Genomic DNA, 15985 nt, shown 5'->3' with positions numbered 1-15985 from the left:
GCTGATCGTTTAACGACGCGAGACTCACCATGCCCGATACCATCCGATTTGAACGCGAGCGCGGCCTGCTGACCTTGCGCATCAATCGCCCCGAGAAGAAAAACGCCCTGACTCGCGCCATGTACAGCCACTTGGCCGAGGCCCTGAAGCAAGCCGATACCGACCCCGAGATCAATGCGGTGCTGATCACCGGTGGCGCTGAGTGTTTCACCGCCGGCAACGACATCCTTGATTTCCTTCAGCAACCCCCGAGCAACCTCGAAAGCCCCGTGTTCCACTTCATGCTCAATTTGCTGGAGTGCCGTAAACCGGTGATCGCCGCCGTGGCCGGTGCGGCGGTGGGGATCGGCACGACGATGCTGCTGCATTGCGACCTGGTTTACGTCAGCACCGACGCCCGGTTGCGTATGCCGTTCGTCAACCTCGGGTTGTGCCCGGAGTTCGGTTCCAGCCTGATCCTGCCGCGCTTGCTCGGACATGCCAAAGCCGCGCAGTTGTTGCTGCTTGGCGAGGGTTTCAGTGGTGAGCAGGCGGCGGCGTGGGGGATAGCGACTGAAGCCTTGGGCAGTGGCGAAGCGGTGTTGGCCAAGGCGCGGGAGATGGCGTTGCGATTCGAGTCGTTGCCAGCGGAGGCGGTGCGCATCAGTAAACAACTGATGAAAGCGCCGGATCGAGAACTGCTGCGCAAGGTGATAGAAGAAGAGGGTGCATTGTTCACCCAGCGGCTGCGTTCACCGGAAGCGATGGCGGCGTTGTCAGGGTTTCTCAACAGGTAAATTCGCGGTGGCCGGGCTGACGCCATCGCGAGCAGGCTCGCTCCCACAGGGTTTTGTGGTGGTCACACATGATTTGTGAACAGCTGCGGCCAATGTGGGAGCGAGCCTGCTCGCGATGAGGCCGGCCCAGACAACAATTTTTCAGGATCAGAATGCAAAAAGCCCCGCCATTCACATGGCGGGGCTTTTGTTTTTCAGCGCTGCAGTACTCAGACCATCGGATCGCCAACGTGCAGGATTTTCATCCCGTTGGTGCCGCCGGTGGTGTGGTAGCTGTCGCCCTTGGTCAGGATGACCCAGTCGCCTTTCTCCACAACGCCGCGTTTGAGCAACTCGTCGATCGCGGCCTGGCTGACTTGCTCAGGCGGCAGCGATGCCGGGTCGAACGGTACGGTGTAGACGCCACGGAACATGGACGCGCGGGCCTGGGTTTCGCGGTGCGGGGAGAACGCGTAGATCGGCACCGAGGAACGAATGCGCGACATGATCAACGGCGTGTAACCACTTTCAGTCAGCGCGATGATCGCCTTTACGCCCGGGAAGTGGTTGGCGGTGTACATCGTTGCCAGTGCAATGCTCTCGTCGCAACGTTCGAATGTTGTGCCGATACGGTGGCTGGAGGTCTTGCTGGTCGGGTGCTTTTCAGCGCCGACGCAGATGCGCGCCATGGCCTGTACGGCTTCCAGCGGGTACAAACCGGCAGCACTTTCGGCCGAAAGCATCACGGCGTCTGTGTAGTCGAGCACGGCGTTGGCTACGTCGGACACTTCGGCGCGGGTCGGCATCGGGTTCTGGATCATCGACTCCATCATCTGGGTCGCGACGATCACAGCTTTGTTGTGGCGGCGTGCGTGCAGAATGATTTTCTTCTGAATGCCCACCAGCTCGGCGTCGCCGATTTCCACACCCAAGTCACCACGGGCAACCATCACCGCGTCGGAGGCTTTGATCAGGCCGTCGAGGGTTTCGTCGTCGGCCACGGCTTCGGCGCGTTCGATCTTCGCCACCAGCCAGGCAGTACCGCCGGCTTCGTCGCGCAGTTGACGGGCGTATTCCATGTCGGCGGCGTCACGCGGGAAGGACACGGCGAGGTAGTCGACTTCCATTTCGGCTGCGAGCTTGATGTCGGCCTTGTCTTTCTCGGTCAGGGCCGGTGCGGTCAGGCCGCCACCGCGACGGTTGATGCCTTTGTGGTCCGACAGCGGGCCGCCGATGGTCACGGTGCAATGCAGTTCGGTGGCGGTGGCGGTATCGACACGCATGACCACGCGACCGTCGTCGAGCAGCAGCTCGTCGCCCACGCCGCAGTCTTTCACCAGGTCCGGGTAGTCGATGCCGACCACTTGCTGGTTGCCTTCGGTCAACGGATGGCTGGTAGAGAAGGTGAATTGATCACCGATCTTCAGCTCGATCTTCTTGTTGGCGAATTTGGCGATACGAATTTTCGGGCCTTGCAGGTCACCCAGCAGGGCGACGAAGCGGCCGTGCTTGGCAGCGAGGTCACGCACCAGCTTCGCGCGAGCCTTGTGCTCGTCGGGGGTGCCGTGGGAGAAGTTCAGACGGGCAACGTCCAGGCCAGCCAGAATCAACTGTTCGAGAACTTCCGGCGAGTTACTGGCCGGGCCAAGGGTAGCGACGATTTTGGTACGACGGACGGACATGCAAAGACTCCTGAGTTCAAGCGCTAGCAGAGGCTACTATGGTCTTTGGGTGTAGTCATTGTTCGTTTGCACTACTTTTTGTGAAGATCTTGGTTATGGCTGAACCCCGACAACTTTGCAGCATACCAGCCTGAAGATTTCCGCCCATGGGTCGATACAGAGCTCAAGACAGGAGATCCCCCATGCGATTCGTGCTCATTGCCGTCCTTGCCCTCAGTGTTACGGGCTGCACCCGTTGGTCGATGAACCATCATTTGAATAATGCCTACAGCGCCTATGACCGTGGCAACTGCGAGCAAGTGATGCTCGAATTGTCCAAGGTCGAGCGCGCCAGCCGCGCGCGGCCTTATGTGTGGCCGGAAGTGTCGATGATGCGCGGCCAGTGCCTGGAACGACAAAAGCTGTTTATTGATGCGGCCCAGACGTACGAGTTCATCATCGCCTCGTACCCACAAAGCGAGTACGCCTACCGCGCCCGCGCCCGCCTGGAAACCTTGCAGAGCCTGGGGCATTACCCGACCCGCAGCGCGGCGGTCGTGCGCCCGACCCGGTTCTGATTGAAGCGGCTGGCTGACCGGCGGCGGTGAGCTATAGTCGAATAAATCGGTTTAGAGCCTTGTTTCTAATTCGAGGTAACACCTGTGATCGGCAGCAGTAAGCGACAGCGGATGGATGGACTGTCGCACCAGGATCGGGGAGAGCGCGGCTTCTGTCTATAAAGCAATAGAGCAGGCCCGTTCCGAAGCATTAGTGCGGCCCTGCTTAAGGGCCTTGCGTAGCGAAATCAGCATGTTCACTGACCGCCGGATCGAGCGGCATCAACTGCCGTATTTTCTCAAAGTGTTCAACAGCGTCACCGACAAGCCCATTGGCTTTCTGGGCAATCTGTCCGAGGACGGGCTGATGTTGATCAGCCAGTTGCCGATGATGGTGGGCGCCGACTTCAATCTGCGCCTGAAAATCCCCATGGAGGGAAACTGTCAGCAGGTGATTGACCTCAACGCCTGCTGCCTGTGGTGCCACGAAGACGCAACCCCCCACCACTATGACGCCGGCTTCAGCCTGCAACGGGCACCGCCGGAATATGGGCAATTGGTCGAGGCGCTGAAGCAGTACTTCAGTTTTCAGCCGTTGCCGACCTCTGCCTGAACACACCGATTTTTTTGTAGGAGCCAGGCTTGCCGGCGAAGGCGTTTTCGAAGCCGCCTTCGCTGGCAAGCCTGGCTCCTACAGGTTTCCGTTATATCGGCTTAATCACCCGCTCGCGATCCTGTGTGCTGTCACATTGCGCCTGCTTTTTTCCAATGCAGATATTGTGTTAGTAGCTGTGCACCCAACTGTTGAGGCCGGACATTCAGCACTAGTATTCCATTGGCGCGCAATCGCTCATGGAGTTCGTCCCGTGCATTCAAATATTCCACCGTCCCACAATAGGCCAGTGCGTCCGTCAAGGTCTGCACCTGCCCATGCCGCAGGCTGTCGAGCCTCTCTTCGCACAGGCTCGCCACTAACACGCGGTGCTGTTGGCCTAAACGCTTGACGGCGGTAAGCAGTTCTTCATCATCCTCATCCCGCAGGTTGGTCACCAGCACCACCAGCGCCCGGCGCTTTTGCCGGGCGAGCAATTGGTTGGCAACGGTCTGGTAGTCAGCGGGGCGTTGGCTGCTGTCCAGGTCGTAGACGGTGTTGAGCAGCACATTGAGTTGGCCGCTGCCTTTGGTCGGGGCGAGGTAGCGGGGCTGGTCGCTGGCGAAGGTGCTCAGGCCGACGGCATCGCCTTGACGTAACGCGGTGTAGGCGAGCAGCAGGCAGGCGTTCAATGCATGATCGAAGTGTGACAGTTCGCCGTCCTGGCTGCGCATGCGTCGGCCGCAGTCGAGCAGGAAAATGATCTGCTGGTCGCGCTCGTCTCCGTACTCCCGGGCGATGGGAGTGCGATGGCGGGCGGTGGCTTTCCAGTCGATCTGGCGCAGGCTGTCGCCTTCGCGAAATTCGCGCAATTGATGGAATTCCTGCCCCTGGCCGCGACGTTGACGCTGGCGTACGCCGAGCTGGCTCAGCCAGTTGTCCACCGCCAGCAGTTGTCCGCTGTGGAGACGGGCGAAGTCGGGGTAGACGCGGGTGTGATCAATCCTGTGCAGCAGGCGTTTGCCGCACCACAGGCCCATGGGGCTTGGCAGGTTGATTTCACAGTGTTCGAAGGTGAAGTGTCCGCGCTTGAGTGGGCGTAGACGATAACCAATCTGGCTTTGCTGGCCAGGTTGCAGTTCGACGGACAATGGAAGGTGTTCGAAGTCCAGGCCGTCCGGCACATGGTCGAAAATCTGTACGTTCAGCGGTTGAGCAAAACCATGCTCGACGTCCAGTCGCACTTCACTCCATCGACCGAGCGCCAGGCTGCCGGGCATTTGCCGTTTCACACGGGGCGAGGGCAGGCGTTTGAGGCGGATGGCGTCGAGTATCGCCAAGGCCAGCAGTGCTAACAGTAATCCCCAGTTGATCGATAAAAGACTTGATGGAATCGGGATGTCGAGTGCCCGCAATGCGCCGAGCACGATACCAATGGCCAGCAGTACCGCGAGCCAGATCAGCAGCAGGCGCGTGGGTTTCATCGGCGCCTACCTTTTGTGGCGAGGAAGCTTGCTCCCGCTGGGGTGCGAAGCAGCCCTAAAGCCAGCCGACACAGAGTGTCAGGTAAAACGCGTTTACCTGTATTGCGACTGCTACGCAGCCGAACGGGAGCAAGCTCCCTCGCCACAGGGGTGGGCTGCATGACGGTGTTCACAGCCGCGGCGCCGGCACTTGATCAAGCAATTGCGTGAGCACCTGATCGACTTCCAGGCCTTCGATGTCCAGCTCCGGGGCAATTCGCACACGGTGACGCAGAACGGCCAGCGCGCAGCCTTTGATGTCGTCGGGAATCACGAATTCACCACCGCGCAACAAGGCCCGGGCGCGGGCGCAACGTACCAGCGCGATTGACGCGCGTGGCCCGGCGCCGAGGGTCAACCCCGGCCAGGTTCGGGTGGTGCGGGCCAGGCGCACGGCGTAATCGAGTACCTGATCGTCCATTGGCAGATCACTGGCAATGCGTTGCAAGGCCAGCACATCCTTGGCTTGCAACACCGTGCGCAACGGTTGCACGTCGAGCATGTCGGCCCGGGTCGAGCGGCTGACCTGGCGCACCATGTTCAATTCCTGCTCGGCATCGGGGTAGTCCATGCGCACCTTGAGCATAAAGCGGTCGAGTTCGGCTTCCGGTAACGGGTAAGTGCCTTCCTGTTCGATGGGGTTTTGCGTGGCGAGCACCATGAACGGTTGCGCGATGGGCAGGGCGCGGCCTTCGAGGGTGACTTGGCGTTCCTGCATGGCTTCGAGCAACGCCGCCTGGGTTTTCGCCGGGGCGCGGTTGATCTCGTCGGCCAGCAGCAGGTTGGTAAATAGCGGGCCTTTGCGCAGTTTGAATTGCTCGGTTTGCAAGTCATACACTGCGTGCCCGGTGACGTCGCTGGGCATCAGGTCCGGGGTGAACTGGATGCGTGCAAATTCACCGCCGAAGCAGCGAGCGAGGGCGCGCACCAGCAACGTCTTGCCCAACCCCGGCACGCCTTCGAGCAGCACATGGCCGCCGGCGATCAGTGCGGTAAGCACATCGTCGATCACGATGTTCTGGCCGATCACGGCTTTTTGCAGTTCCGTCCTGACCGCTTGGGCCAACTGGCTGGCGCGCTGGCGCTGCTGGGCGGCGTGGGTCTGTGTGCCGGGCTCGATCTGTTCACTCACGAATTCCGGAGCCTTGCTAACTGTTACATGTGTTTTATCTTCCATAAATCAGTCACTTACCTAATCTAACTTTTTTTAACTTTTTTAAGCTCATATCGAGCCACATCCGCGCTGAGTAATTCCACGATCTTTATCACCCATTTGTACGTGAGTTGACCAAGCATTTGCGTTGGAATTTACCCAAAGCGTCGTGACCGGCCGAAACCGACCGATTCTGTGGCGGGCGCTGTCCGCGGCCCCAACCTCGATTTTCAGCGGCTCCGAATAGCTGAGATCAGTTAGATCCCTATTTCAGCTAACTCAATTCGGATCCTTTCAAACAACTGCTCCTTGCTGGCATCCTCGTTTGATGTGAGGTAGCCAGCGAAGATTATGCTCATGGGATGAACCCCGAGAACATTTGCCATCTGCTCGATTTTGTCTATCGACGCACTGCCTCTTCCTGCTTCGAGGCTGCTTATGTATGGCTGGCTTGGACCTAAGCTTTCCTGGGGAATGTCCCTCTTAAGTCGATATGACTTGATGGAGGTACCAATGGCCCGCTTGAGTTCCAATCGCATGAGTGCTTCTCGCAAAAGGAACGATAAGGCCGGTCAAAGCTGTTTTGTTCTATACTGTTCACAGTATAATTTGGCATTATTCTGATTTTTACTGAGTGGGTATCATCTTTTACCGATGGGATTCGGCTGGTGTCATCCGCTTTCTTAAACCTTCGTTCACATGATCAGTCGACGCTAGCGAAGACTACGCTTTCCGGACATTTCGATCCTAAATCGAAGGGGCATGATGAGTTTCGATAACTCCGCTGGTTCACTGCTGGGAAGCTGAGGATCTACTAAATTGAGAGGCAGCTTTACTCACGACAGGCCACGTTTACAGCACATCACCTCTCTACCACAAAGCTTCGACGCAATGCCTTCCTCTGCTAGTTCCGCTAGTTGCTTTGAAAGGTTGTGCAAAGGGGCAAGCCGAACGGCAGCAGGCGTGTTGCATTTGCGAGATTGTTACGTCTATGAAAACGAAGTCATCACGTTTGCCCATCTATATCGAATTGCTGGAGCGCACGTTGCTTGAAGACGGAACGTTTTTTGTCCGTTTGAGAACGCTTGATCAGCTGGATGAGTTTTGGCGTAAGCATCGGGACAAATTTGCCTTCGCCTGTGAGGGGAAAATCTCCAAAAATCCGAGCTTTTTACACGAGTATGAATGGGTGTTTGGCTCGGCGAAGGCTGCGGTGGTCCGCACGGTTTTGCGCTGGGGGCAGTCAGGCATCGGCTGCGAGTTTTATGATTGGGCGAAACATGATTCTCAAATGCACGAAATGTTTTTCCTGGATCGCGATGCAGAACGCAACTCCGAGATTGAAAAGGGCATCTGGTCAGAAAAAGATGAGATGGATTTTCGCGCCGATTGCGTCCGTCGATCTGTCGAGACATACCGCGGATGGTGGCGCTTTTGCAATCTGCCAAATGGGTCCAGTTCTTACGAATGGCTGAATGACGGCCAGGGTCACGAGGAGTTGATTGATCCTCACATGGCCTATCAGGAGGTTGAGACCACACTCCAAGAGCAAGCGTTCGATGATTGGCGGCAATCCGATTTTTGGGAACTCGAATTCCATGACGGTGAAAGTATCGAGGAGCTTATCCAGTACTGGAAGAATGAGCGTGTGAAAGGAGAGGGCTATTATGGTGACGAAAACGAGTCCCCTGAGAACATAAGCTGAGTTCGACTGCGCTTGTCGATGCGTGCTTGGCTACCCCATTCACAATTCAAAGCAAATGACCCAGCCTGCTCGTCGGTGCGCATGCAGGGGCTTGAACTTTAGGTGATTTACAGTGCAAGAAAAATCTTCGTCGGAAGTAATCAAGCTCAGAGCGGCTAGTCCGCGCACTGTTCGTTAGCGGAGGAAAACATGACGATGCCGAAAGAGCGCACGCGAGCGCTCATTCAGACTCGAGACCTTCTGGTCGACGTTGCGCAAAATCCCGCGCTTTCAGAGTCAATTCGACGTCAGGCCCGCCAGCTTTTACGGCATTATCCAAATTCAAACGAGATACTGCGGGCAGGGAAGCTCGATGAGCAAAGAGTCGACCGACTGACCGAGCCCTTCCTGAGCTCAAGTATCGATTAACCGTATCGGTTCCAGGTTACTCGCCACTGACCAAAGCCTGATCCTGAGCCATTGATACGTATGGGGTTGAATGCCGATCCCCCGATCCCCCTTTCGGACCTGTTTATTGCTCAATGTCAGTTCCTCGTTGAGAGGAGAAAAGTCATATTTCATTTGAGAGAAAAAATTCATTTGGAGGGCGTATTGATGGACACTTCAAGTGAGGTTGGACGGCCGGTAAAAAAGAAAAAATTATCTCGAGAGGCTGAGATCGCTGCCTTTTGGCGATTCAGCGCCCATCGAGAGTCGCTGAAGGATTCGGAGAGGCTGCACCAAATAAAAGTAGGGTTTCCCGCTGAACTCATCCATGCGTTTCGATTGGCTTTCGACCTTCAAGACTGCCACCTGGAAACGCTATTTAATGCATCAATTTCGTCGCTTGAAAGACGGCGTCGAGAGCAGAAGAATCTTGACCCTGTCGCCTCTGAGCGTTTGGATAGAATTGCTACTGTCAGTCACTTGGCCGAGGAGATATTTGAGACACAAGTGACTGCCACACATTGGATGTCGACACCAAATAAAGCGCTTGGTGGGACTGCACCGATCATGCTCTGCGAAACTGAGATTGGTGCTAAACAAGTTCGCCGTGTCCTTCAGGCCCTTGGGGGAGGAGGTCCAGCCTGATGAGGGTATGGCGCGGCACACACTTACAGAGGCGAGCTTATGTCTTTCACGACCGACCGGAAATGGCCGTTTTCCGCCCTTCGCGACAGGCAGCTTCTGCCCAATGGCCGCCGCTGAGATGTGCCGTTCGCTTATGCCCGTTTGAAGATTAGGTGGAGCGCGCGGGCTCGACTCAGCGTGTAGCTGAGTCGCTCGACTTCGGCGTCAGAACTATCGCGCCGTCGACCACTTCAATCGTCAGCATGTCACCGATGCTCAGCCCTAAACTGGCGAGTAGCTCAGGCGGCAAGTCAATGATGACGTCGCCACTTCCATCCGCAGGATCTTGGCATTTCACTGTCCAGCGTTGGGTTTCGGTCATGATGTTACTCACACTTTGGTCTTGGCGGGGGCGATTCATTATGCTCGCAATGTCTTCGCGAGTTGAAGCGTGATGATGCTGACTACTGAGGACTCCTCTGGCAGATTGCTGTCTGCCGCGAAGGGTTGCTTCCGGTCGAGGCTGTGTAAAAACGTTTTTGAGCGCGACAGGTACTCAAAACCGGACTGAAAATCGCGCTACTACGCAAAATCCACATCTGCTGACGTGCCGATAAACTTCAGATTTAACGTAGACGCGGGCACTTCAATTTTGGCGAAGCGTTTTTACACACTCTGGGCCAAAAGCAGACATCTAATTACCTGCACTTGTATATTCCCGACAGACAGATCTTCACCCCCGACGCGCGGAATCAGGAAGGCACACGTTTATGGATCAGAAAAATGGCCAAGCTGGCAATGTCGACTGGGTCATCCGCAGTGTTCAACCTGGAGGGATCGAGCGTATCGAAGCGTGGTTTGGCAGCCACGGCTACGATCCGCATCGCCATGACACCTATTCGATCGGTCGAACGTTGGCAGGCGTGCAGAGCTTTCACTACGAAGGCTCGCTGCGCCACGGTGTTCCCGGCAACACGCTCGTGCTTCACCCCGACGAACTCCACGATGGTATGGCCGGCACCGATGCAGGCTTTCGTTACCGTATGGCCTACGTTGATCCGGCATTAATCCAGAACATCCTGGGGGGAAAACCCTTGCCCTTTATCGCGGGGGGAATTTCGAGCGATCCGCGTCTGTTCCATGCCAGTGCAGCTTTCGTGCAAGCAGTGGATCATCCACTGGAAACACTGGAGGAACAGGACGCGCTATTTGACTTGGCAACGGCGTTGCGTGCCGTCGGTGGCAAGCCACGCGGGCGCAAGCGTCTGGATTACTGCGCAGCCGAGCGCGCCAGAGCGTTCATCCTGGAACATCTGCATTCATGCATTACGCTGGAGATGCTGGAGCGTGCCAGTGGGCGCGAACGCTGGAGCCTGTCACGCGACTTCAGAACGCTTTACGGTACGAGCCCTTACCGATTCGTCACCCTGCGCCGCCTGGATCGGTTCCGCGCATTGGTGCTTGAAGGTTTCACCCTGGTGGATGCCGCCCTCGTCGCGGGTTTCCACGATCAAAGTCATATGACGCGACACTTCACCCGCTGCTACGGAATACCGCCCATGCGCTGGCTGGAACGATTGCGGGCCGCACGCTGACTTGCAGGATCGTACAAGAGCGCCCTGTTCCATGCGCTATAGGCTGGCGACTTCAACCACCGAGGATCCGTCATGTCAGAGCTCCGTCATCAACAATCATCCGTTCCTGTAAACCTGGCCCGTAAGGCTTCGCTCATCGAACAGCAATGGAGCCCCAGAGTTGTTGCAGAGATGAATGACTACCAGTTCAAGGTTGTGCGAATCGAAGGCGAATTCATCTGGCACTCACATCCTGAGACCGACGAAGCATTTCTTGTCCTAGAAGGCACCTTGCGCATCGACCTGCCGGAAGGCTGCGTCTATGTGAATCCGGGTGAACTCTATGTGGTACCCCGTGGCATTGAACATCGGACGGCTGCAAAAGGTGAAGCAAAACTGATGATGATCGAGCCTCGAGGTATTTTGAACACAGGGCATGAAAATGGCGAAAGAACTGCCTTGAACGACGTCTGGATATAATCCAACGCCACCCTGTGCAAAGTCTGCGCTGAGTTGGAAATAGTTGACCTTGGCCGGCAGCTATCGGCCCAGAGTGTGTAAAAACACAATCGCAGCCAGCCCTTCACAGGCTAGGTGCCGGTCGCTCGGTCATACGTTCTCATTATCCGATCGGGTAAACGAATACCGATCGATATCAGACCTAAGCTGCCAACCTTGGCTGTGCCAATAGTTAGCAGCTGTTACATTGGTCTTGAAAACGTCAAGATGACATTTAAGTATTCCGTATTTCTCAAGACTCGAAAGACAACGCTCTACCAACGCATTTGCTATGCCTTGCCGCCGATACTGAGGAAGGACAACCAAATGCTGCAAATATCCTCTGCGGCCGTCGTGTCCACACATGATGCAACCGCAGAGAACGGCTCCGACTTCAGCAACGAAGCTCATCCCAGGATTTCGTTCTAAGTATTTCGAGGTCGACTCACGAGAGTCGGCATCACGGAAGGAAACGCCTGGGGTACGCCTCATGAGGTCGATGACCGCATCGTAATCGTCCATGGTCATGACACGGATGTAGAACATTGATTGAGCCTGGCTTTGTTAGCTGTCTGGCCCAGCAGACTAGCAGAAGCAGCTTTGATGTTGCTGCGCCGATTCTTATTGAAGCTTAGAATGGGTCAGCATTTACACAGGGATCGTCCATGAAGCGCTTCATCCAAGGTGGGCATCGCGGTCAGAGTACCCTGCTTCCCGAGAGCCTCGACGACTACGTCAGCGATACCAATCCGGTGCGCGTAGTCGACGTCTTTGTCGACGAACTCGACCTGGTCAATCTGGGTTTTGAAGGTGCCATTCCAGCCAATACTGGCCGGCCTGCTTACCACCCCGCGATCGTGCTAAAGATCTACATCTACGGCTATCTCAACCGCATTCAGTCTAGCCGACGGCTGGAACGAGAAGCCCAACGCAACGTCGAGCTGATGTGGCTGACCGGGCGTTTGATGCCGGACTTCAAGACCATCGCCAACTTCCGAAAAAACCACAGCAACGCCATCCGAGGAGTCTGCCGCCAGTTCGTTGTGCTCTGTCAGCAGTTGGGATTGTTCGGAGAAAATCTGGTCGCCATCGATGGCAGTAAATTCAAAGCAGTCAACAACCGCGACCGCAATTTCACCAGCGCCAAACTGAAGCGGCGAATGGAAGAAATTGAATCGAGTATCAATCGTTACCTGGCGGCACTCGATACTGCCGATCGGCAAGAACCAAGTTCCTCTGAGACCAACGCCGTGCGACTGGAAGAGAAAATCGCCAAGCTGAAGACGCAAATGAAGGAGCTTCAAGCGATCGAAATCCAGCTCAATGAATCGCCGGACAAACAGGTTTCTTTGACCGATCCAGACGCCCGCTCCATGATGACGCGCGGCACGGGAATCGTCGGCTACAACGTGCAGACAGCGGTCGATACTCAGCACCATTTGATCGTTGCGCACGAGGTGACCAACGTCGGTTCCGACCGCGATCAACTCAGCTCGATGGCCAAGCAGGCCCGCGAGGCCATGGGCTTGGAAACGTTGTCGGTGGTGGCTGATCGAGGTTACTTCAAAAGCGAACAAATCCTGGCTTGTCACGATGCAGACATCACCGCCTATGTGCCCAAACCGATGACGTCTGGAGCCAAGGCTGACGGGCGTTTCAATAACGATGCGTTCATCTATGACTCGGCCAAGAACGAATACCCTTGCCCAGCTGGAGAAGCACTAATTTGGCGCTATACCAACGTTGAAAAAGGCCTGAAGCTGCATCGTTACTGGAGTTCGAAATGCCAGGGCTGCGCGTTGAAATTGCAGTGCACACCGAGCACGGAACGACGAGTTCGACGCTGGGAGCATGAAGACGTATTGGAGGGGATGCTGCTTCGGCTGAGCAAAGCACCAGAGATGATGCGAGTCCGAAAACGGACTGTTGAGCATCCCTTCGGGACGCTCAAACAATGGATGGGTGCAACGCACTTCCTGACGCGAAAGCTGGCCGGGGTGAGCGCGGAGATGAGCTTGAATGTGCTCGCCTACAACCTGAAACGGGTCATGAAAATCATCGGCACCACTAGCTTGATGAAAGCGTTAACGGCGTAAAAGCCGGTCATTTTTACCCCTCCAAAGGATATTAAGAGGCTGCTGAGCTGTTTTAACTGTTCCTGGAATGTCGTGGACTTGATCAGTTTGCGATACGTGGCCACGATCTCCTCGCGTCGATACAGAAAACCAATCTGACGTTTTTACACACTCTGGGCCAGAAGCGGTCATTCGCACACGTATATTTCAGACCCCATGATTGCGGCTTCATTGGCCGCAAACGGATTGCATGGGCGCGTTATGCAGGTCCCCCCCACGACTAATCCACAATGAACAACTTCGCCCCGGTGGTGGTGAATGACCGATATCCCTCAGCATTATTACCCACCTGATAACTCATTCCCGGCGTCAGTGTGAACTGACGACCATCTTCCAGTTCAGTATGCAACTGACCCTCCAGGCACAAAAGGAGAAAGGAGCAGCGCGGCCATTAGTTTTCATTGATAATCGGCACGCTGCAGCTGCATTAAGGGACGATTCATTCAAGGGAGAGAATTCGTGTCAGCCACATCTGGGAACAGCAACATTTTTCGACTGGCAACCGCCCAGGCATTGGCGGGTGGTAACTCAGTCATCGTCTATGCAACCGGCGCTATCGTGGGAGACATGCTTGCACCGGATAAAGCATTGTCGACACTGCCTATCTCCATTTTTGTCGTGGGCATGGCGAGTTGCACGCTACCTGCCGGCGCCATTGCGCAGCGCTATGGGCGCAGTCTCGTGTTTATGCTGGGAGCGTTGTGCGGCATCCTGATGGGAGTGCTGGCTGCGATTGGCATTTATTGGTCTTCCTTCTTCATTTTCTGTGCTGCGATGCTGTTTGGTGGCGCTTATGCCGCTGTGGTGCTGACGTTTCGTTTCGCCGCCGCAGAATGCGTTCCAGAAAACAGGCAGCCTTGGGCGCTTTCAATCGTCATGGCTGCCGGGCTAGTGGCGGGTGTACTTGGTCCGCAGACTGTTACCTATACGATGGATCTATGGGAGTCCCACCTGTTTATCGTTACTTATGTTGCAGCCGCATTAATGGCGGTGGTTTCGGCGGCGGTGCTGCTAGGTGTCGATTTGCCACGCCACGGGGCGGCTGTTCGTACTCCAGGTCGCCCGCTTGTGGTGATTGTTAGGCAGCCTCGACTCATCAACGCCATGCTCTGTGGTGTCATAATTTACACCTTGATGAATTTCCTGATGACTTCGGCCCCACTAGCAATGAAGCATGAGGATCTTTCACTGGAATCATCGAATCTGGCATTGCAGTGGCACGTAATTGCAATGTACGCACCCAGTTTTTTCACTGGCAATCTGATCCGCCGTTTTGGGGCAAACCGCGTTGTGTTGATGGGGTTGATGTTAACCGGCGCTTCTATTGCAGTCGGGCTTGCCGGCGTGCAGTCCTACCACTTTTATCTATGTTTGGTCCTTCTAGGGATTGGTTGGAATTTCGGTTTTGTCGGCGCCTCTGCGCTCGTCCTTCAGTGCCATAAAACAAGCGAAAGAAACAGTGTCCAAGCGCTCAATGATTTCGTTGTCTTTGGCGCCGTGGTGCTTGGCTCGTTTGCGTCGGGAGGTATATTGAATCGATACGGTTGGAGCATTATCTGTGCGCTTGCCTTTGTACCTGTACTGGTTGCTATAGCGACGTTGATGTTGAGCGAGCATCGCGTCAGGTATGAAGCGCTTCATCCAAGGTGAGCATTTTGCCCTCCTGCTGACTCTTTCAATCCCACCTTCAAGGACCGAACCTGTGATTGCATCCCCCGCCAAACTCCTCTTCCTGCCCGGAGCCTCAGGTAACACCCGGTTTTGGCATCCGGTTGCTGAGTGCCTGGCCCACCCGGCGCAGCAAGTCCATATCGGCTGGCCCGGCTTTGGAGACGCTCCGCCCTTGCCTAGCGTGACCGGCATGGATGATCTGGTGGCTCGCGTGCTGGCCGAGATCGACCGGCCCGCAGCGCTGGTGGCGCAGTCCATGGGCGGTATAGTCGCTGTGCTTGCAGAGCGCTTGAACGCCCCGAGCTTATCACGCACCTGACGCTGACCGTCACCTCTGGCGGGGTGGATATGTCTGCTCTGGGCGCGCATGACTGGCGCCCGGATTTTGCTGCCGCCAACCCGACACTGCCGAGCTGGTTTCTCGACGACCGCACCGACCTCACGCTCCGGTTGGTCGAGTTGCGCATGCCAGTCACCATAGGAGACTTTCAAACCAGAAAAAATAAATCCGTCTCTACCTAGTGAATGCCCCTAAAACTAAGCGTCAGACTGTTTTTTTTGCCAACCCGATGGCTGTAGTCATATGCGGTACAGCGTAGGCCTTGTACCAATGATTCATTCCCGCAATAGCTTTCTGAGCGGGTGCCGTGTCGGCTGCCCCGACCAATTCCGCGCAAGCCTGCGCCATCGAGACAAGAATGCGGGCAGCTTCGGGAACATAGGGAAGGTCATTCCCGGCTTCATGACGCTCACGAATAATCTGGTAGCGAATGTTCTCTGGGAGTGTCCAGGCACTGATTAAAAACTCCTGAACGGAGTAATCGACGCCTTTGATTTCCACGGTCGCGGAGCGATGTTCCTCATTGAACCCTGCCGTTTCGATCTGCTCACAGCTATCGATAACAGTGTCCATCATTTCTCGAATTTGTTGCCAATCAGTTTTCATTCGAACTCCTTTTCAATGTGTTCTTGAGGATACGGCGAGTGTGTTTCTATGGACAGCATTGAACGGCAGATTTTGGCCGATTTCTACCTGTCGCGAAGTGCTACAACCGACCACTGGCTGCCAGTCATTTGTGTCTAAAGAATCAGGGACAATTCATAATGCTGT

19 protein-coding genes and 1 pseudogene are annotated in these 15985 nt (G+C 55.8%); 12 read left to right on the top strand and 8 right to left on the bottom strand.

All coding sequences use genetic code 11. The annotated features are described in order from the left end of the window. Positions 1-29: 29 nt before the first annotated feature. Positions 30-776: an enoyl-CoA hydratase-related protein gene (locus BK662_RS10520; protein WP_123357987.1), complete on the top strand. Its 747-nt coding sequence runs from the start codon at positions 30-32 to the stop codon at positions 774-776. Positions 777-985: 209 nt separating this feature from the next. Here the strand turns inward: BK662_RS10520 and pyk are convergent, their stop codons facing one another. Beyond that, positions 986-2437, bottom strand: a complete 1452-nt coding sequence (gene pyk / locus BK662_RS10515) for a pyruvate kinase (protein ID WP_123357986.1) — start codon at positions 2435-2437, stop codon at positions 986-988. 182 nt (positions 2438-2619) lie between these two features. On the opposite strand from pyk, the gene BK662_RS10510 reads away from it, so the two are divergent. Both BK662_RS10510 and BK662_RS10505 read left to right on the top strand, forming a co-directional pair. Continuing rightward, positions 2620-2994 carry a tetratricopeptide repeat protein gene (locus BK662_RS10510; RefSeq protein WP_123357985.1) on the top strand — a complete coding sequence of 125 codons (375 nt, stop codon included), beginning with the start codon at positions 2620-2622 and terminating at the stop codon, positions 2992-2994. A gap of 232 nt (positions 2995-3226) precedes the next feature. Continuing rightward, entirely contained in the window at positions 3227-3586 is a 360-nt protein-coding gene (locus tag BK662_RS10505) for a PilZ domain-containing protein (RefSeq protein ID WP_123357984.1), read from the top strand. Between the two features lie 131 nt (positions 3587-3717). Here the strand turns inward: BK662_RS10505 and BK662_RS10500 are convergent, their stop codons facing one another. The 3 genes from BK662_RS10500 to BK662_RS10490 all read right to left on the bottom strand — a co-directional run bounded on the left by BK662_RS10500 (position 3718) and on the right by BK662_RS10490 (position 6780). Further along, positions 3718-5049, bottom strand: coding sequence for a DUF58 domain-containing protein (locus BK662_RS10500; RefSeq protein ID WP_123357983.1), 1332 nt, complete (start codon positions 5047-5049; stop codon positions 3718-3720). 169 nt (positions 5050-5218) lie between these two features. Further along, positions 5219-6220, bottom strand: a complete 1002-nt coding sequence (locus BK662_RS10495; RefSeq protein WP_123357982.1) for an AAA family ATPase — start codon at positions 6218-6220, stop codon at positions 5219-5221. A gap of 278 nt (positions 6221-6498) precedes the next feature. Next, the gene (locus BK662_RS10490) at positions 6499-6780 is read right to left on the bottom strand and encodes a helix-turn-helix domain-containing protein (protein ID WP_123357981.1); all 282 of its coding nucleotides are present in this window, start codon (positions 6778-6780) and stop codon (positions 6499-6501) included. 452 nt (positions 6781-7232) lie between these two features. Between BK662_RS10490 and BK662_RS10485 the strand changes: the two genes are divergently transcribed. The 3 genes from BK662_RS10485 to BK662_RS10475 all read left to right on the top strand — a co-directional run bounded on the left by BK662_RS10485 (position 7233) and on the right by BK662_RS10475 (position 9017). Next, positions 7233-7946 (top strand): hypothetical protein, encoded by a 714-nt coding sequence (locus tag BK662_RS10485; protein WP_123357980.1) that lies wholly within the window; start codon positions 7233-7235, stop codon positions 7944-7946. 189 nt (positions 7947-8135) lie between these two features. Beyond that, positions 8136-8354: a BPSL0761 family protein gene (locus BK662_RS35685; protein WP_123357979.1), complete on the top strand. Its 219-nt coding sequence runs from the start codon at positions 8136-8138 to the stop codon at positions 8352-8354. A 60-nt stretch (positions 8355-8414) separates the two neighbouring features. Then, entirely contained in the window at positions 8415-9017 is a 603-nt protein-coding gene (locus BK662_RS10475; protein WP_259695897.1) for an Xre family toxin-antitoxin system antitoxin, read from the top strand. 172 nt (positions 9018-9189) lie between these two features. Here BK662_RS10475 and BK662_RS10470 read toward each other — a convergent pair whose 3' ends face one another. Then, positions 9190-9378 carry an AbrB/MazE/SpoVT family DNA-binding domain-containing protein gene (locus tag BK662_RS10470; protein WP_123358139.1) on the bottom strand — a complete coding sequence of 63 codons (189 nt, stop codon included), beginning with the start codon at positions 9376-9378 and terminating at the stop codon, positions 9190-9192. A 388-nt stretch (positions 9379-9766) separates the two neighbouring features. Here BK662_RS10470 and BK662_RS10465 point away from each other — a divergent pair, with 388 nt between their 5' ends. Together BK662_RS10465 and BK662_RS10460 are read left to right on the top strand one after the other, a co-directional pair. Further along, the gene (locus tag BK662_RS10465) at positions 9767-10591 is read left to right on the top strand and encodes an AraC family transcriptional regulator (protein WP_123357978.1); all 825 of its coding nucleotides are present in this window, start codon (positions 9767-9769) and stop codon (positions 10589-10591) included. Between the two features lie 72 nt (positions 10592-10663). Beyond that, positions 10664-11050 carry a cupin domain-containing protein gene (locus BK662_RS10460; RefSeq protein ID WP_123357977.1) on the top strand — a complete coding sequence of 129 codons (387 nt, stop codon included), beginning with the start codon at positions 10664-10666 and terminating at the stop codon, positions 11048-11050. A 129-nt stretch (positions 11051-11179) separates the two neighbouring features. On the opposite strand, the gene BK662_RS10455 is transcribed toward BK662_RS10460, so the two are convergent. After that, complete coding sequence (locus BK662_RS10455) at positions 11180-11614, bottom strand: GNAT family N-acetyltransferase (protein ID WP_123357976.1); 435 nt, start codon at positions 11612-11614, stop codon at positions 11180-11182. A 119-nt stretch (positions 11615-11733) separates the two neighbouring features. Between BK662_RS10455 and BK662_RS10450 the strand changes: the two genes are divergently transcribed. Beyond that, entirely contained in the window at positions 11734-13164 is a 1431-nt protein-coding gene (locus tag BK662_RS10450; RefSeq protein WP_123357975.1) for an IS1182 family transposase, read from the top strand. Between the two features lie 259 nt (positions 13165-13423). Here BK662_RS10450 and BK662_RS34760 read toward each other — a convergent pair. Beyond that, positions 13424-13582, bottom strand: a pseudogene (locus BK662_RS34760) (DHCW motif cupin fold protein); the annotation flags it as partial. Positions 13583-13662: 80 nt separating this feature from the next. Here BK662_RS34760 and BK662_RS10445 point away from each other — a divergent pair. The 3 genes from BK662_RS10445 to BK662_RS35215 are packed head-to-tail and all read left to right on the top strand — an operon-like array spanning position 13663 to position 15396. After that, on the top strand, positions 13663-14853 hold the full coding sequence (locus tag BK662_RS10445; protein WP_123357974.1) for an MFS transporter: 1191 nt from the start codon (positions 13663-13665) through the stop codon (positions 14851-14853). Positions 14854-14905: 52 nt separating this feature from the next. After that, positions 14906-15193, top strand: coding sequence for an alpha/beta fold hydrolase (locus BK662_RS35220; RefSeq protein ID WP_259695896.1), 288 nt, complete (start codon positions 14906-14908; stop codon positions 15191-15193). 29 nt (positions 15194-15222) lie between these two features. Continuing rightward, positions 15223-15396 carry a hypothetical protein gene (locus tag BK662_RS35215; protein WP_259695895.1) on the top strand — a complete coding sequence of 58 codons (174 nt, stop codon included), beginning with the start codon at positions 15223-15225 and terminating at the stop codon, positions 15394-15396. Between the two features lie 22 nt (positions 15397-15418). On the opposite strand, the gene BK662_RS10435 is transcribed toward BK662_RS35215, so the two are convergent. Beyond that, positions 15419-15820: a hypothetical protein gene (locus BK662_RS10435; RefSeq protein ID WP_123357973.1), complete on the bottom strand. Its 402-nt coding sequence runs from the start codon at positions 15818-15820 to the stop codon at positions 15419-15421. Between the last annotated feature and the right edge of the window lie 165 nt (positions 15821-15985).

Source organism: Pseudomonas frederiksbergensis, assembly GCF_003732275.1.
GTDB lineage: Bacteria > Pseudomonadota > Gammaproteobacteria > Pseudomonadales > Pseudomonadaceae > Aquipseudomonas > Aquipseudomonas frederiksbergensis_H.
This window is presented reverse-complemented; position numbering and strand designations above follow the sequence as displayed.

What these genes read in the sequence shown, in the direction of transcription:
- BK662_RS10465 (WP_123357978.1), top strand. Translation starts at nt 9,767, where the DNA reads ATGGATCAGAAAAATGGCCAAGCTGGCAATGTCGACTGGGTCATCCGC.
- BK662_RS10475 (WP_259695897.1), top strand. Translation starts at nt 8,415, where the DNA reads ATGGGGTTGAATGCCGATCCCCCGATCCCCCTTTCGGACCTGTTTATT.
- BK662_RS10470 (WP_123358139.1), bottom strand. Translation starts at nt 9,378, where the DNA reads ATGACCGAAACCCAACGCTGGACAGTGAAATGCCAAGATCCTGCGGAT.
- BK662_RS10500 (WP_123357983.1), bottom strand. Translation starts at nt 5,049, where the DNA reads ATGAAACCCACGCGCCTGCTGCTGATCTGGCTCGCGGTACTGCTGGCC.
- BK662_RS10460 (WP_123357977.1), top strand. Translation starts at nt 10,664, where the DNA reads ATGTCAGAGCTCCGTCATCAACAATCATCCGTTCCTGTAAACCTGGCC.
- BK662_RS10455 (WP_123357976.1), bottom strand. Translation starts at nt 11,614, where the DNA reads ATGTTCTACATCCGTGTCATGACCATGGACGATTACGATGCGGTCATC.
- BK662_RS10450 (WP_123357975.1), top strand. Translation starts at nt 11,734, where the DNA reads ATGAAGCGCTTCATCCAAGGTGGGCATCGCGGTCAGAGTACCCTGCTT.
- BK662_RS10505 (WP_123357984.1), top strand. Translation starts at nt 3,227, where the DNA reads ATGTTCACTGACCGCCGGATCGAGCGGCATCAACTGCCGTATTTTCTC.
- BK662_RS10490 (WP_123357981.1), bottom strand. Translation starts at nt 6,780, where the DNA reads ATGCGATTGGAACTCAAGCGGGCCATTGGTACCTCCATCAAGTCATAT.
- BK662_RS10485 (WP_123357980.1), top strand. Translation starts at nt 7,233, where the DNA reads ATGAAAACGAAGTCATCACGTTTGCCCATCTATATCGAATTGCTGGAG.
- BK662_RS10520 (WP_123357987.1), top strand. Translation starts at nt 30, where the DNA reads ATGCCCGATACCATCCGATTTGAACGCGAGCGCGGCCTGCTGACCTTG.
- BK662_RS10435 (WP_123357973.1), bottom strand. Translation starts at nt 15,820, where the DNA reads ATGAAAACTGATTGGCAACAAATTCGAGAAATGATGGACACTGTTATC.
- pyk (WP_123357986.1), bottom strand. Translation starts at nt 2,437, where the DNA reads ATGTCCGTCCGTCGTACCAAAATCGTCGCTACCCTTGGCCCGGCCAGT.
- BK662_RS10510 (WP_123357985.1), top strand. Translation starts at nt 2,620, where the DNA reads ATGCGATTCGTGCTCATTGCCGTCCTTGCCCTCAGTGTTACGGGCTGC.
- BK662_RS35685 (WP_123357979.1), top strand. Translation starts at nt 8,136, where the DNA reads ATGACGATGCCGAAAGAGCGCACGCGAGCGCTCATTCAGACTCGAGAC.
- BK662_RS35215 (WP_259695895.1), top strand. Translation starts at nt 15,223, where the DNA reads ATGTCTGCTCTGGGCGCGCATGACTGGCGCCCGGATTTTGCTGCCGCC.